Source organism: Sphingomonas anseongensis (assembly GCF_023516495.1).
Taxonomy (GTDB): Bacteria; Pseudomonadota; Alphaproteobacteria; order Sphingomonadales; family Sphingomonadaceae; genus Sphingomicrobium; species Sphingomicrobium anseongensis.
Map to the genome: position 1 here is coordinate 1,262,303 of NZ_JAMGBC010000001.1, position 13,891 is coordinate 1,276,193.

At 63.1% G+C, this 13,891-nt stretch carries 13 protein-coding genes and 1 tRNA gene; 9 read left to right on the forward strand and 5 right to left on the reverse strand.

Going from position 1 to position 13,891, the window contains the following annotated elements; genetic code table 11:
• Nucleotides 1-56 precede the first annotated feature (56 nt).
• The 3 genes from LZ519_RS06575 to LZ519_RS06585 are packed head-to-tail and all read left to right on the forward strand — an operon-like array spanning nucleotide 57 to nucleotide 2,782.
• Nucleotides 57-824, forward strand: coding sequence for a 3-hydroxybutyrate dehydrogenase (locus LZ519_RS06575; RefSeq protein WP_249867905.1), 768 nt, complete (start codon nucleotides 57-59; stop codon nucleotides 822-824).
• 10 nt (nucleotides 825-834) lie between these two features.
• A complete protein-coding gene (locus LZ519_RS06580) occupies nucleotides 835-1,455 on the forward strand; it encodes a DUF4893 domain-containing protein (protein ID WP_249867906.1) in 621 nt (206 codons plus the stop codon).
• A gap of 13 nt (nucleotides 1,456-1,468) precedes the next feature.
• On the forward strand, nucleotides 1,469-2,782 hold the full coding sequence (locus tag LZ519_RS06585) for an amidohydrolase (protein WP_249867907.1): 1,314 nt from the start codon (nucleotides 1,469-1,471) through the stop codon (nucleotides 2,780-2,782).
• Nucleotides 2,783-2,785: 3 nt separating this feature from the next.
• Here LZ519_RS06585 and LZ519_RS06590 read toward each other — a convergent pair whose 3' ends face one another.
• A complete protein-coding gene (locus LZ519_RS06590) occupies nucleotides 2,786-3,052 on the reverse strand; it encodes a hypothetical protein (RefSeq protein ID WP_249867908.1) in 267 nt (88 codons plus the stop codon).
• 89 nt (nucleotides 3,053-3,141) lie between these two features.
• Nucleotides 3,142-4,080, reverse strand: coding sequence for an aldo/keto reductase (locus LZ519_RS06595; protein ID WP_249867909.1), 939 nt, complete (start codon nucleotides 4,078-4,080; stop codon nucleotides 3,142-3,144).
• Nucleotides 4,081-4,191: 111 nt separating this feature from the next.
• Here LZ519_RS06595 and prsK point away from each other — a divergent pair, with 111 nt between their 5' ends.
• Together prsK and prsR are read left to right on the forward strand one after the other, a co-directional pair.
• On the forward strand, nucleotides 4,192-6,249 hold the full coding sequence (gene prsK, locus LZ519_RS06600; RefSeq protein WP_249867910.1) for an XrtA/PEP-CTERM system histidine kinase PrsK: 2,058 nt from the start codon (nucleotides 4,192-4,194) through the stop codon (nucleotides 6,247-6,249).
• On the forward strand, nucleotides 6,246-7,613 hold the full coding sequence (gene prsR, locus LZ519_RS06605) for a PEP-CTERM-box response regulator transcription factor (protein WP_249867911.1): 1,368 nt from the start codon (nucleotides 6,246-6,248) through the stop codon (nucleotides 7,611-7,613). The genes prsK and prsR overlap by 4 nt, the downstream gene beginning before the upstream one ends.
• Here prsR and LZ519_RS06610 read toward each other — a convergent pair.
• From LZ519_RS06610 to LZ519_RS06620, 3 genes are read right to left on the reverse strand one after another with little or no spacing between them, the layout of a single operon-like run.
• On the reverse strand, nucleotides 7,610-8,050 hold the full coding sequence (locus LZ519_RS06610; protein ID WP_249867912.1) for a hypothetical protein: 441 nt from the start codon (nucleotides 8,048-8,050) through the stop codon (nucleotides 7,610-7,612). The genes prsR and LZ519_RS06610 overlap by 4 nt on opposite strands.
• A 50-nt stretch (nucleotides 8,051-8,100) precedes the next feature.
• Nucleotides 8,101-8,913, reverse strand: a complete 813-nt coding sequence (locus LZ519_RS06615) for an undecaprenyl-diphosphate phosphatase (protein ID WP_249867913.1) — start codon at nucleotides 8,911-8,913, stop codon at nucleotides 8,101-8,103.
• On the reverse strand, nucleotides 8,914-9,864 hold the full coding sequence (locus LZ519_RS06620) for a complex I NDUFA9 subunit family protein (RefSeq protein ID WP_249867914.1): 951 nt from the start codon (nucleotides 9,862-9,864) through the stop codon (nucleotides 8,914-8,916).
• An 88-nt stretch (nucleotides 9,865-9,952) separates the two neighbouring features.
• Here LZ519_RS06620 and LZ519_RS06625 point away from each other — a divergent pair.
• From LZ519_RS06625 to LZ519_RS11660, 4 genes are all read left to right on the forward strand, one after another.
• Nucleotides 9,953-10,039: transfer RNA gene (locus LZ519_RS06625), tRNA-Leu, on the forward strand.
• Between the two features lie 188 nt (nucleotides 10,040-10,227).
• The gene (locus LZ519_RS06630) at nucleotides 10,228-11,454 is read left to right on the forward strand and encodes a tyrosine-type recombinase/integrase (RefSeq protein WP_249868880.1); all 1,227 of its coding nucleotides are present in this window, start codon (nucleotides 10,228-10,230) and stop codon (nucleotides 11,452-11,454) included.
• Between the two features lie 856 nt (nucleotides 11,455-12,310).
• The gene (locus LZ519_RS06635; RefSeq protein ID WP_249867915.1) at nucleotides 12,311-12,478 is read left to right on the forward strand and encodes a helix-turn-helix domain-containing protein; all 168 of its coding nucleotides are present in this window, start codon (nucleotides 12,311-12,313) and stop codon (nucleotides 12,476-12,478) included.
• A complete protein-coding gene (locus LZ519_RS11660; protein ID WP_249867916.1) occupies nucleotides 12,475-13,812 on the forward strand; it encodes a DUF3631 domain-containing protein in 1,338 nt (445 codons plus the stop codon). Before LZ519_RS06635 ends, LZ519_RS11660 begins: the two co-directional genes overlap by 4 nt.
• Nucleotides 13,813-13,891 lie beyond the last annotated feature (79 nt).

A 13,891-nucleotide genomic window follows, 5' to 3' on the forward strand; every position in this document is an offset into this window, starting at 1 on the left:
CACGGCAGTTGCAAACAGGTCGTCAGGCGGCGACTAGCGGGAGGAAAGGAGCTTCCATGATTCTCGAAGGAAAAGTCGCGCTGGTCACCGGCTCGACGTCCGGAATCGGACTCGCGATTGCGCGCGCGTTCGCCGCCGAGGGCGCCAGCCTGATGATCAACGGTTTCGGCGATACGCAGGAAATCGAGCGGGTGAAGTCGGAGCTCGGAGCCGTCCACGATGGCGCCGACATGTCCGACCCCGCTGCGATCGAGCGGATGATGCGCCGCTGCGCGGACGAACTCGGCGGGCCCGACATTCTCGTCAACAATGCGGGGATCCAGCACGTCGCGCCGATCGACAGTTTTCCACCCGAAAAGTGGGACGCGATCATCGCCATCAACCTGTCGGCGGTCTTCCACACCACCCGCCACGCGCTTCCGGCGATGAAGGCAAAAGGCTGGGGCCGGGTGATCAACACGGCGAGCGCTCACAGCCTCGTCGCGAGCCCCAACAAGTCGGCTTATGTCGCAGCAAAGCACGGAGTCGCCGGCTTCACCAAGACCGCCGCTCTTGAGGTTGCCCGGGAGGGCGTTACCGTCAACTGCATTTCGCCTGGTTATGTCTGGACCACGCTGGTCGAGAACCAGATCCCGGACACGATGAAGGCGCGCGGCCTGACTCGCGAGCAGGTGATGAACGACGTCCTCCTCGCCGCCCAGCCGACCAAGCAGTTCGTCACTCCCGAACAGGTGGCTGCGCTTGCGGTCTTTCTGTGCCGCGACGAAGCTGCGTCGATTACGGGCACGAACATCAGCATGGACGGGGGCTGGACGGCTGCATAGTCTGACCGCCATGCGGGTCGCTCTCTCCTTCTTGGCACTGCCGCTCGCCTGCACCGGCTGCTCGATGATGGCGCCGTCGACGGCGGTGGTTCAGCCTGCGCACGACTGGCGAGCGGTTGCTACCGACTCCGACCGTGCGCGTCTCCGCGACTGGCGGGGCGCATTCACGGCGGCGCTCGCCGCAGCGAGCAAGAGCGGTCACGCCGCCGACATCGCAAAGGAGGGCGCGCTTCTGAATCCCGACTCTGCGATCGGCGGGCCGATCCCCGACGGAATGTATCGCTGCCGGGTGATCAAGCTCGGAGCCAAGTCGGTCGGAATGCTCGACTATGTCGCTTATCCCTATTTCAACTGCCGGGTTCAGCAGAAGGGCGAAGCGCAGTCCTTCGCCAAGCTCAACGGGTCCCAGCGCCAGGTCGGGATCATCTTCCCGCACGACCAGCTCCGAAGCGTGTTCCTCGGCACATTGACGCTTGGCGATGAAGCGCGGGCGACACCATACGGCGTCGATCCCGACCGCGACGTCGTCGGCTATGTCGAGCGGATCGGCGAGGCCCGCTGGCGGCTGGTCATGCCCTACCCGCATTTCGAATCTCAGCTCGACGTGATGGAGTTGGTCCCTGCCTCTTGAGGAGTGCGTTTGAATGAAGTCCGCGATCGCCATCGGAGTAGCCGCTATGACGCTTTCGAGCATGGCCCCCGCCGCAACCATTGCCGACGCGGTCCAGGCCGACATGCCGCAGCTGATGACGCTGTACCGCGACCTCCATGCCAACCCCGAGCTGTCGATGCAGGAGGTCCGAACACCGGCGAAGCTCGCCGCGGAAATGCGCAAGCTCGGCTTCGACGTCACCGAACATGTCGGCAAGACAGGCGTAGTCGCGGTGATGAAGAACGGCCCCGGCCCGGTACTCCTGATCCGCGCCGACATGGATGCGCTCCCGGTCAAGGAGCAGACCGGCCTTCCCTTCTCGTCGAAGGTCGTCGGCAAGCTGCCGGACGGCACGGCAACTCCGGTGATGCACGCCTGCGGACATGACACCCACATTACGACCTGGCTCGCCACGGGCCGTCGGCTGGCGGCGATGAAGGATCAGTGGTCGGGCACGGTCGTCATGGTCCTGCAGCCCGGCGAGGAGCTGGTGATGGGCGCCCAGGCGATGCTCGACGACGGACTCTACACGCGCTTCCCCAAGCCCCAATATCTCCTCGCCTTCCACGACGCCGCGTCGCTTCCCGCCGGACAGATCGGGGTGACTCCAGGCTATGTGCTGGCGAACGTCGACACGGTGAACATCTCCGTCAAAGGCATCGGCGGCCACGGCGCTTATCCTTATGCGACCAAGGATCCGATCGTCCTCGCGTCGCGCATCGTCAGCGCGCTTCAGACGCTGATCAGCCGCGAGAACAACCCGCTCAATCCCGGCGTGGTGACAGTCGGGAGCTTCCATGCGGGGACCAAGAGCAACATCATTCCGGACGAGGCCAAGCTCGCGCTGACGGTGCGCAGCTACACACCCGAGACCCGCAAGCTCCTTCTCGACGGCATCCGACGGATCGCCCGCGGTGAAGCGATCGCGGCCGGGCTTCCGGACGACAAGATGCCCGTCGTCGAGATCGAAGAGCCTTCGGCCGACGCGACGTTCAACACCTCGCCGTTTGCCGAACATTTGACTCAGGTGTTCGCCGGCCATTTCGGCAAGGACCGGGTGACCCAGCCGCAACCGGTGATGGCGGCGGAAGACTTCAGTCGCTACTGGCTCGCCGACAAGTCCACTCAGAGCACCATCTTCTGGGTGGGAGGAGTGCCCAAGGAAAAGTGGGACGCGGCGAACGGCGACACGACCAAGCTGCCCTCCCTGCACAGCCCCTTTTGGGCGCCGGACGCGGAGGCGGTGATTTCGACGGCGACGGAAGCGCTGACCGTTGCCGCGCTCGACGTGCTCAAGAAGGGCTAAACACTACTCGGCTGCCCACTGCGCCGATTTCTCGATGATCGTCAGCTCGCGCAGAAGCGCATCGACGCTTTGCGTGAGCTCCGGAAGCTGGGTGATCTGGTGGCGAGCGCCGCGATAGGCTTCGGCGATCAATATGGCGTCGATGAGGATCGGAACGACGAGGGTTTCCGGATCGTCCATCTCCGCCAGGCCCTGAAGCTTTTCCAGCGCCTTGCGCCGAGCCGCTTCCGGATCGGACACGACCGCTGCTCTTCCGATCATCCACCCCATCGCTCTCTCCTTGCCGCAACTCTAGTCCGGACCTTGGAGCGGCGAAAATCGCGTGGGCGCGCGATTGAGGCGCTTCGGCGTAACCGCCGTTAAGCGCTTGCGGCGTCGAGGCGCGCGATCTGATCCGGCGTCAGCTGGAGCTGAAGCGCCGCGAGCAACTCGCCGAGCTGCTCCATGCTCGTCGCGCTCGCGATCGGCGCCGTGATCGCCGGCTGGACCATCGTCCAGGCGAGGGTGACGGTGGCAAGCGCAGCCCCCGTTTCCGCGGCCACTTCGTCGAGTACCTGGAGAACGCGCATTCCTCGGCCTTCCAGATATTCGACGTTGCGCATTCCGCGGACCGACTTCGTCAGATCGTCCTGCGAGCGGTACTTGCCGGTGAGGAAGCCGTTGGCGAGGCTGTAGAAGGGGAAGACGGCGAGGCCGTTGCGGACGGCGACGTCGCGCAGCCCGTCCTCGAACTTCGCCCGCTCGACGAGATTGTACCAGGGCTGGAGCGCACTAACCGGAGTGAGCTCCAGCCGCCGCGACGTTTCGAGCGCTTCGTCGAGCCGCTCGGCAGTGAACTGCGACAGGCCAATCGCGCGTATCTTGCCCGCTTCGACGAGCCGCTCGAAAGCGCCGAGGCTGTCGGCGAGCGGGACAGTCTCATCGTCCTTGTGCTGGTAATAGAGGTCGATCCGCTCGATCCCGAGCCTCTCTAGCGAGGCGTCGCAGGCCGCCGCGATCTTGTCCGGAGCGAGGCCTTCCAGGAACCCGACCTTCGTCGCGATCACCACCTTGTCGCGTTTCGACGGGTCGCGCTTCAGCCAGCGGCCGATCACGCCTTCGCTCTCGCCCCCGCTGTGGCCGGGCACCCACGCCGTATAGACGTCGGCAGTGTCGATCATCGTTCCGCCGGCATTGACGAAGGCGTCGAGGATGGCGAAGCTGGTCTCCTCGTCCGCGGTCCAGCCGAACACGTTTCCACCCAGCGCCAGCGACGCCACCTCGATTCCGCTGCTTCCGATCGGGCGCTTGCTGACCATGACCTGCCTCCTTCGGCCTCGCTACCAGAAAGCGGCGTTCGAGGAAGCGTTCACCACTTATTTGTAAAGTTTAGCGACACCTGTCGCCATGTCGGTCGATTTGCCACTCTCATGTCCGCGCTAATCTCCTTCTGGAGCCACGCGCTCGGCGCCACCATGTTCGCCTCGCTTCTCGTGTGGCGGCTGTTCGCGGGCGCTCGCCAGCCGGGCCACCGGCTGCTCCTCGGAGGATTCGCGCTGACCGCCTGCTGGTCGTGGCTCGCGGCCATCGGCCCGAATAGCGGCCTTGCCCATTATGCGGAAACCGCGCGCAACCTCGTGTGGGTCGGCCTCCTCTACAGCCTCTACACCTCCAGCGAGGGGCGCCAGCAGGGCGTGCGGCTGGTCTATGGCGCTGTGTCGGCCGTGCTGGGCATGGAGTTCGTCACTTCGACGCTTCTCATCGTCGGGCCGAGCGCCGCAGTCGAGCAGACCGCGCGCATCCTCGGCATCACCGCGGCCGCGGGATCGTTGGTGCTGGTCCACAATCTCTACGGCCAGGCGGCGCCGTCGAGCCGTCCGAACATCCGCTTCGCCATGCTCGCGCTGGCGCTCAGCTGGGTTTACGACCTCAATTACTACACCATCGCCTACATCGACCCGGCGTCTGCGACCGGCCTCGGCGACTGGCGCGGCCTTGCAGTCGCACTGACCGGCCCATTGTTCGCGCTTGCCGCACGTCACGAAGACGATTGGCGGATCCGCCTTTCCAGGGCAGCGACCTTCCAGTCGCTCTCCCTGCTCGCGATCTGCGCTTATTTCGCGGTGATGGCCGTGCTCGCCACGGCGCTTCGCGGCACCGGCGGCGACTGGCTTCGCTCGCTTTCGGCAGGACTGCTCGCAGTCATGGTCGTTGGCGCGATGGTGCTCGTCCCGAGCCCGCGCGCGCGAAGCTGGGCGAAGGTCAAGATTGCCAAACATTTCTTCGAGCATCGTTATGACTACCGCACCGAATGGCTCCGCTTCACCGATACGCTTGGAGCGTCGGGGGCCGACGCCCGGCCGCTCGGCGAGCGTGTCATCAAGGCGTTCGCTGACGTTCTCGACGCTCCCGGCGGCCTTCTTCTCGAGCGCGATTCCTCCGGCGCGTTCGTCACCGGTGCCGAGTGGAACTGGCATGGCCGAGGCCCAGCCGGTCTGGACGCCGCCTCCGCCGACGCATTCTGGGACGAAATCTCCAGCAGCGGCAGGATCCTCGAACTCGACGCCGCGCGCGGTGGCTGGGGTGGAGCTCCAGAAACGGTGGCAATCCCGGCGTGGATGGTCGACGATCCCGACGCGTGGATCGGCGTTCCGCTGATCCACAAGGAGCGCGCCGTCGGACTCGTCCTGCTCGCAGCGCCCGAATACCGCCGCCCGCTGGACTGGGAAGACTTCGACCTCATCCGCACCGCCGGACGGCAGGCCGCGAGCTCGCTGGCGGAGGCCCAGGGGCAGCGCGCCCTTTCGAACGCGCAGCGGTTCGAGGAATTCAACCGTCGCTTCGCCTTCATCCTGCACGACATCAAAAACCTCGTCAGCCAGCTTTCGCTCCTGACCCGCAACGCGGAGCGCCACGCCGACAATGCCGATTTCCGCGCCGACATGATCGCGACCCTTAAGAGCTCGACCGAGAAGATGACGGACCTGCTTGCCCGGCTTTCACCCCAGGCGACTGCCCGCTCGCAGAAGCTTCACCCACAGCCGCTCCGCGACATCGTCACGGCTGCAATCGCCGGACGGCGCGCTATCCACGAGATCAAGCTCCTCGGCGACTGCGGCGAGTGGGTGGCGGTAGACGCGCCTGCGCTCGACCAGGCGATCGGCCACTTGCTCCAGAACGCAATCGACGCCAGCCCGCGGAACGAGCCGGTGACGGTCAGGGTCGGCCGCTCCGCCGAAGAGGTGAGGATCCTCATCAGCGACAAGGGCTCGGGAATGGACGCCGACTTCGTGCGAAGCCGGCTGTTCCAGCCATTCGTCTCTACAAAAGAGAGCGGCTTCGGGATCGGCGCATTCGAGGCGCGCTCGCTCATCGCGAGCATGGGCGGGCGAATCAGCGTCGAGAGCCGCCCTGGCCAGGGCACTACTTTCACCATCCACCTTCCGGCGGCCGAATCCCCGCCGGAACTACAGCGGAAGATCGCATGAGCAACGAATCCGACCTCCCAGTCCTGCTCGTCGTCGAGGATGACGAGGGCCTGCAGCGCCAGCTTAGGTGGGCCTATGACGGCTATCGGGTCGTCTCGGCCACCGACCGCGCCTCCGCGGTCGAGGCGCTCCGCCTCCACGAGCCGGCTGTCGTTACTCTCGACCTCGGGCTTCCGCCCGACCCGGACGGTACCGACGAGGGCTTCGCAACCCTTCGCGACATCGTCGAGCTGAAGCCCGACACCAAGATCATCGTCGCGTCGGGCCACGGCGCCCGCGAAAGCGCGATGAAGGCAATCGCGTTCGGGGCCTATGATTTCTACCGGAAACCGATCGACATCGACGAACTCGGCCTGATCGTGGCGCGCGCTTTTCACCTCCACGGCATCGAGGACGAGAACCGGCGCCTTGAGAAATCGGGCGGATCGACGGTGCTCGGATCGATCATCACCGCCGCCCCTGAGATGCTCAAGGTCGGCCGGACGATCGAGCGGGTCGCCTCTACGAATGTGTCCGTGATGCTCCTCGGCGCGAGCGGCACCGGCAAGGAGCTTCTCGCGCGGGCCGTCCACGACCAGAGCGACCGCAAGTCGGGGCCGTTCGTCGCCATCAACTGCGCGGCGATCCCCGAGAACCTGCTCGAGGCCGAGCTGTTCGGATACGAGCGGGGCGCGTTCACCGGCGCGGTCAAGACCAACGTCGGCAAGATCGAGCTTGCCGAGGGCGGCACCCTGTTCCTCGACGAGGTCGGGGACATTCCGCTTCCGCTCCAGGTCAAGCTCCTCCGCTTCCTCCAGGAACGGGTGATCGAGCGCATCGGCGGACGGCAGCAGATCGCCGTCGATACGCGCATCGTCTGCGCGACCCATCAGAAGCTCGAGGAGATGATCTCCGACGGCCGCTTCCGCGAGGACCTCTATTACCGGCTCGCCGAAGTCGTCGTGAAGATCCCGTCGCTCGCCGATCGCGCGGGCGATGCGGTCCTTCTCGCCCGCCATTTCGTCAACCGCTTCGCCCGGGAGATGAACACCAAGGTTCAGGGCATTTCGCCCGACGCCCTTGCGGCGATCGATGGTTACAGCTGGCCGGGCAACGTCCGCGAGTTGGAGAACCGCATCAAGCGCGCCGTGATAATGGCCGACGGCAAGCTGGTCACCGCCGCGGATCTGGATCTTTCCGGCAACGCGCCAGATGGCGAAGACATGCTGATCAACCTTCGAGCCGCCCGCGAGACGGCCGACCGCAAAGCGATCCGCCAGGCGCTGAGCCGCACCGACAACAATATTTCGGGGGCTGCGAAGCTTCTCGGGATCAGCCGGCCGACTCTCTACGACCTGCTCAAGCAGTATCAGCTGACGGCTTAACGCTGCGGATCCATCGGCTGCGGCATGTTCGCGGTGACCCGCTCCAGCTCCGCCGCGATCTGCGACATCGACTGAGATATCCTCGGCAGGGCTTCGCCAAAGGCCTTCATGCTCTGCTTCATCATCGGCCCGGCCTGCGCGATCTGCCGTTCGAAATTGCGGTCGAAGTCCGGGTCGTCGCGCCGGGCCATGTCGCGGACCGTAAGCTTCCTCTCCGCACGTGTCGGGCGCCGCCCCTCGGCGGCCGCCTCGATCTCTCCGACCGGGAGGTTCAGGAAAGCCTTCGACAGCGCCTGCATCATGTTGCCCATGCGATCGATGGTCGCGGGGTCCGTGAGCTCGGGCGGGATCTGGATTTGCTGGGGCTGAGGCGGCGGGGCGGCCACGGCCGGCGTTGCAAGCAAGGCGAGCGGCATCAGGAAGAGGATATTACGCATGGGACAAGCTCCTCGGCCGCGATCATATCACGACGAGAAGCGCAATCAAATCAGCGCATTGCGATCCAGACGAGGGCCGCCCCACCGGCGATGATCCGGTACCAGGCGAACGGGCCGAAGCCGTGCTTCGAGATGTAGTGGACGAACGCCTTCACGACGACGATGGCAGTCACGAAGCTGACGATGAAACCGACCGCAACTGTGCCGAAGCCGACTTGGGCGCTCCCGGCCAGAAGGGCGTCGTGATGCTTGACCAGCTCCAGCGTCGTGGCGCCCGCCATCGTCGGAATCGCGAGGAAGAAGCTGAACTCGGCTGCGGTCCGCCGCTCGACTCCAAGCGACAGGCCGCCGAGGATCGTAGCTCCCGAGCGGCTGACTCCCGGAATCATGGACAGGCACTGGATCAGGCCGATCCCGAGCACGCGTCCCATCGGCATTTCGGAGACGCCGATAATATTGCCGGGCTTCACCGTCTTCTCGATGACGAGGATCGCGACGCCGCCGAGGATCAGGGCCAGGGCGACCACCATCGCATTGCCGAGCAGCGCCTCGATATTGTTGATCAGAAGGAACCCGAGGATAGCCGAGGGCAGGAATCCGATCAGCACGTTGCGGACGAACAACCAAGACATCTTCTGCCCGCCGAACAGGCCTTCGAGCACCGCCCAGAAGGTGCGCCAGTAAAGCACCACGATCGCCAGGATCGCGCCCAGCTGGATGATCACGTTGAACGCCGCCCAGCGGTTCGCATCGAAACCGAGAAGCTCGGTCGCCAGGATCAGGTGTCCCGTCGAGGACACCGGAAGGAATTCGGTCACGCCCTCGACGATGCCGAGGATGATCGCAATCAGCAGGACCGGCATTCAGGCGGCTTGCTGCACGGCGCGGCCCGCCCAGCGGCCGCCTTGGCGAAAACGCTCGAGCCAGTCCGGGGCCACGGCTTCCAGCGCCGCGGGCTCGATCCCGAACGCTTCCAGCCCTTCGGCCTTCTTCGCGGGCAAGTTGTCGCTCTGGAGCATTTTCCACTGGTCGCGGGTCAGCGGCGCCCCAGGAAGGAAGCCGAACATCGACAGCAAAGCGGAAGCGAAATTGGGAAGGTCGAGGAGCTCCGGCTCCCGGCCGGCAGCGCGCGCCGCGGTCGCATAGATGTCCTCCATCGTCATGACCTTCGGTCCGCCGATCTCGAAGGTCCTGCCGCCGAACGAGCGAGGATCGAGCGCGGCCATAGCGATCGCCTTTGCGATGTCCTTCACATAGACCGGCTGGAACCGCCGCTTGGCGGCGACCACCGGAAGCAGCGGCAGCCGCGACAGGGCCGCCAGGCGGTTGGTGAGATCGTCCTCGGGTCCGAAGACGATCGACGGGCGGATGATGGTGGCATTGGGAAAGGCGCCGCGAACGGCTTCCTCGCCTTCCCCCTTCGTCCGGCCGTAGACCGAATCGGCCGAACTGTCGGCTCCGATCGCTGACACATGGACCAGCGAGCCGGCGCCAAGGTCGCGCACGGCCTCGGCTATGTTGCGGGCGCCGTCGACATGGGTTGCCTGAAGCGAGCCGCTGAACGTTCCGACAAGGTTGATGACCGCCGATGCGCCATTGACCGCCGCCCGCACCGAATCCCGGTTTGCGACGTCGGCATGCACGAGGCCCAGCGCTCCGACGGGGGCCAGCGGCTGGAGGAAATAGGCGCTTCTCGGATCGCGGCAGGCGACCCGGACCCGAACATCTTGCTTGAACAGCTGTTCGCACACGTAGCGGCCGATGAAACCGCCCCCGCCGAACACCGTGACGATGCGAGAATCCGCGTTGAGCATGGACGCTGCCCTAGCGCCTCGGGCTCGGTTGACAAGCACCTTGCCGACCCCCAAATGGCGCCGCCTACCACTCATCGATGAGCTCCGTGCCCAGGTGGCGGAATTGGTAGACGCACCAGCTTCAGGTGCTGGCGCTCGCAAGGGCGTGGAGGTTCGAGTCCTCTCCTGGGCACCATCCCCCCCATTCGCCAATGTCCACCAACGGTTGCAAAACCGTTGGAAATCAGCCAAAAACGACCGGCGAACTGTCCGGTGGTGACCGCCGTTGATCGTGTGCAATCACACGAAAGTGGGGGCCTAATTTGGGGCTTTTTCGCAAAAGGCCCCCATTTCGGGAGCCAGATCGAGAAAAAAGGCCCCCAAATGCCGCTGAACGACACTGTCATCAAAGCTGCTAAGGCACGACAAAAGAACTGGAAATTGGCCGATGAGAAGGGGCTGTATCTTCTGATCACTCCAGCCGGTGGAAAGCTCTGGAAAGTTAAGTTCCGCCACCATGGCAAGGAGAAGAAGCTCTCTTTGGGGGCCTATCCCGATGTCAGCTTGGCTAAGGCACGGAAGCTCCGAGACGCTGCCCGAGAGCAGTTGGCGGAAGGACTAGATCCGGCGCTTGATCGGAAGAAGGCCAAGTTCGCGGCAAAGCTCAGCGCAGGGGTTACGTTCTCAAGCGTCGCTAAAGAATACATCGATTCGAAGATGGCCGGAGACTGCAGGGCCGAGGCGACGATCTCCAAGGCTCGCTGGTTCCTGGAACAGCTGGAGCCAGCAATCGGGAATATGCCTCTGGCGGATGTGGACCCACAGATGCTGCTTGCTGCCCTGAAGCGGCTCGAGGCCAAGGGCCGGCACGAGACCGCCAAGAAATGCCGATCGTTCGCCAGTCGAGTGTTTCGCTATGGCGTCGCAACAGGCCGTTGCAAATCAGACCCCGCTCAGTTGCTGCAGGGCGCTCTGATCACGCCAAAGGCGCGGCACTATGCGGCAATCCTCGAGCCGAGGAAGCTGGGTCAGCTGCTCCGTGCCATTGATGCATTCTCAGGCTCGCCGGTCACGATGGCGGCGTTGCGGATCGCCCCACATGTCTTCGTTCGACCTGGCGAACTTCGGCACGCCGAGTGGAGCGAGTTCGACCTCAAACAAGGAATCTGGAACATTCCGGCGGGGAAGATGAAGGCCAGGCGTCCACATGCGGTGCCTCTTTCGAACCAGGTCCGGAACATGCTGAAGGAGCTTCGAGCTCTCACCGGCCGAGGCAAGTACGTCTTCCCGTCAGCCCACGGGACCAGCCGGCCAATGAGCGAGAACACCCTCAACGCCTCGTTCCGCAGAATGGGATTCGAGAAGGATGAGGTTACCGCTCACGGCCTGAGGTCCACCGCATCAACTCTGTTGAACGAGAGTGGCATGTGGAGCCCGGATGCGATCGAGCGAGCCTTAGCTCATGGCGAAAGCAACGCCACCCGAGGGGCGTACCATCGGGGACTTCACTGGGATGAGCGGGTGAAAATGGCCCAGTGGTGGAGCGATCATCTCGATGAGCTCCGCAGGGGCGGTGAGGAAGCACGGCTCACTGTGACAAGCGGAGGTTAGAGACCTCTACGTTGGCAGTCGTTCCCAGCGGTTCTGATAGGGCGCGGCTGCGGAGGATGAAAAGCCGCTGAGACTGGGATTGTTGGAGTTGAGCCGCGTCAAGTTCGCCGCCTCCCCTTGCTCCAAAACGTAGAAGCGATCCCGGCATCTATCCATTCCGTTTGGCGTCATCCCCAGCCTGACGAGGATGTAGAACAGATCGGGCGTCTCAGCCTTCGGCTTCACCATCCAACGACCTGGGCGACACTTGCCCTTAACATCCACGAGGAAGGCTTTTCCACTGGGGGCGCGGACCACTAGATCGGCCAAAGGAGCATTTGGCCCGAGTGTGAAGCTGACACGGTAACCGCGCCGCATAAGTTCGCCTGCCGCTAAGAACACGGCAGTCCATTCAGCTTGGTCTCGCGATAACGACATCCTTCCCTCCTACGACCGGAAGGTTGAGGATGAGTGACTTGAAACGGTCGACCGGGACGGTTCAGGGTGAGAAGGACGCGCAACCCCTGCACCCACAATAATGGAAAACGAGCGTTCAACCTTCCCGACAGCGAATCGGCATCCGTTTACGTAAGCTTTGCGATCGATTCGCGGGATTCAAGCTCGCCCTACCGGGGCAACGGGCGGTGTGCGGACGCTCAACTTATCCTGAGTAAAAAAACTTTTTGGAAGGCCAGCCTTTAGGCTGTCTACAGTCATTTCTCTCCATGATCTGGGGATTGATTTTTAGAGAATGACACAAGGAGGAAACTTCAACTTATTTCTAATAGGCTTCAGAGGCTTGCAAACCTCATAATGGACGATAACTCCTCTGTGTGTTCACCGGAACATTGGTGAATTACTACGGAGACTTTCTGTAATGCTTTATTCAATAAATGAGACGGCTGGAGCTCTGAGGCTCGGCCGCACTTCAATTTACAATTTCATCAAGAAGGGTCGCCTTCAGACCGTCAAGTTGGGTCGGCGCCGGTTGGTGACGGCGTCCTCGATCAAGGCACTCATCGGTGAAAGTGAGGTGGCCCAGTGAGAGTTGTCACCATAGAAGAGGCCGGAGAGCGCTCCCACGCTTCCGGCCCCGAGGATGCCAAAGCTGTCGGCCCGGCAATTGATCTTAGCGATGATTTGCAGGTTCCACCAGACACGACACTCCAAGTCGTTCCAGATGGCGATGACCTGCTAGATCGTGCTCTGGCATTCGTGAATCGGTTTGTGAGCCTTCCATCCGATCATGCAGGCTACGCCGTAGTTCTCTGGGCAGCTCACACGCACCTGATGGATTCATGGGACACAACACCGCGTCTTGCCTTTCTCTCTGCAGAACCAGAGAGCGGCAAGACGCGAGCGATGGAAATCACCTCAATGTTGGCTCCCTTGGCGCTGGAGGCAGCAAATGCGACGACCCCCAGCCTAATTCGAGCCTTGGACGATCCAGCAGGACGGCCGACCTTCTTCATCGACGAAATCGACACAAAGTATGGACCGAAGGCCAAGGGCGACGAAGAGTTGCGCTGCATGGTCAACGCTGGCCATCGCAAAGGGGGCGGCTTCTTGCGATGTGAGAAAGTTGATGAGCACTGGGTTCCGGTTCGAAAGGATTGCTACGCTGCTGTCGCCATGGCGGGCATCGGAGATGTCCCGCATACGATCCTGACGCGGTCGGTTGTGGTGCGAATGAGGAAGCGAGCACCGACCGAGAAAGTCGAACCATATCGCCAACGTGATCATAAAAATCTCGGTCACGCGTTGCGGGACAAGTTGGCTGCATGGGCTCATTGCGTTCGTGAAGCAGCTGCCGAGTGCAGACCTAATTTGCCTATCGAGATAGTCGATCGCAAAGCGGATGTCTGGGAACCGCTGATAGTGGTCGCAGATCTCGCGGGAGGATCTTGGCCGGCAAAGGCACGGGAGGCGGCACTTCACTTTGTCGCTGCCAGCAAGACGGCAACCCCGTCTAGCCTCGGCATACGGCTGCTGAGAGACATCCAGGCATGTTTTGGTCAAGACCAGAAAGTTCGAACCAAGGACCTGTTGGAACGGCTTCTTGCCGATCAGGAGGCTCCCTGGGGCGATCTCCGTGGCAAGAAGCTCAATGATCGTAAGCTTGCCGAATTGCTCAGACCTTACGGAATTGGCTCGGAGGGGCTCCGGATGGCGGATGGGTCAACACCCAAGGGCTACAAGCGGCAAGCGTTCCACGATGCGTGGCACCGTTATCTCACTCCGCCCCAGGCCGGCGCAACTGGCGCAACAAGCGCAACGGCCAACGGTAAATCGCAGATTCCCAATGACCCGAGCGTTGCGGACGAAACGCCATGTTGCGGCGATGTTGCGGAAGCTGCCAGCGAGAATCTCGAGAATTAAGCCAATGTTGCGGATGTGGCGCATGTTGCGCTCGTCCGCAGCAGGTATTGAAAAGTTGAATTTTCAACTTCTCAGACGT

Excerpts from the sequence above, each read along its gene's own strand:
- LZ519_RS06575 (WP_249867905.1), top strand. The coding sequence starts at position 57 with ATGATTCTCGAAGGAAAAGTCGCGCTGGTCACCGGCTCGACGTCCGGA.
- LZ519_RS06580 (WP_249867906.1), top strand. The coding sequence starts at position 835 with ATGCGGGTCGCTCTCTCCTTCTTGGCACTGCCGCTCGCCTGCACCGGC.
- LZ519_RS06585 (WP_249867907.1), top strand. The coding sequence starts at position 1,469 with ATGAAGTCCGCGATCGCCATCGGAGTAGCCGCTATGACGCTTTCGAGC.
- LZ519_RS06590 (WP_249867908.1), bottom strand. The coding sequence starts at position 3,052 with ATGGGGTGGATGATCGGAAGAGCAGCGGTCGTGTCCGATCCGGAAGCG.
- LZ519_RS06595 (WP_249867909.1), bottom strand. The coding sequence starts at position 4,080 with ATGGTCAGCAAGCGCCCGATCGGAAGCAGCGGAATCGAGGTGGCGTCG.
- prsK (WP_249867910.1), top strand. The coding sequence starts at position 4,192 with ATGTCCGCGCTAATCTCCTTCTGGAGCCACGCGCTCGGCGCCACCATG.
- prsR (WP_249867911.1), top strand. The coding sequence starts at position 6,246 with ATGAGCAACGAATCCGACCTCCCAGTCCTGCTCGTCGTCGAGGATGAC.
- LZ519_RS06610 (WP_249867912.1), bottom strand. The coding sequence starts at position 8,050 with ATGCGTAATATCCTCTTCCTGATGCCGCTCGCCTTGCTTGCAACGCCG.
- LZ519_RS06615 (WP_249867913.1), bottom strand. The coding sequence starts at position 8,913 with ATGCCGGTCCTGCTGATTGCGATCATCCTCGGCATCGTCGAGGGCGTG.
- LZ519_RS06620 (WP_249867914.1), bottom strand. The coding sequence starts at position 9,864 with ATGCTCAACGCGGATTCTCGCATCGTCACGGTGTTCGGCGGGGGCGGT.
- LZ519_RS06630 (WP_249868880.1), top strand. The coding sequence starts at position 10,228 with ATGCCGCTGAACGACACTGTCATCAAAGCTGCTAAGGCACGACAAAAG.
- LZ519_RS06635 (WP_249867915.1), top strand. The coding sequence starts at position 12,311 with ATGCTTTATTCAATAAATGAGACGGCTGGAGCTCTGAGGCTCGGCCGC.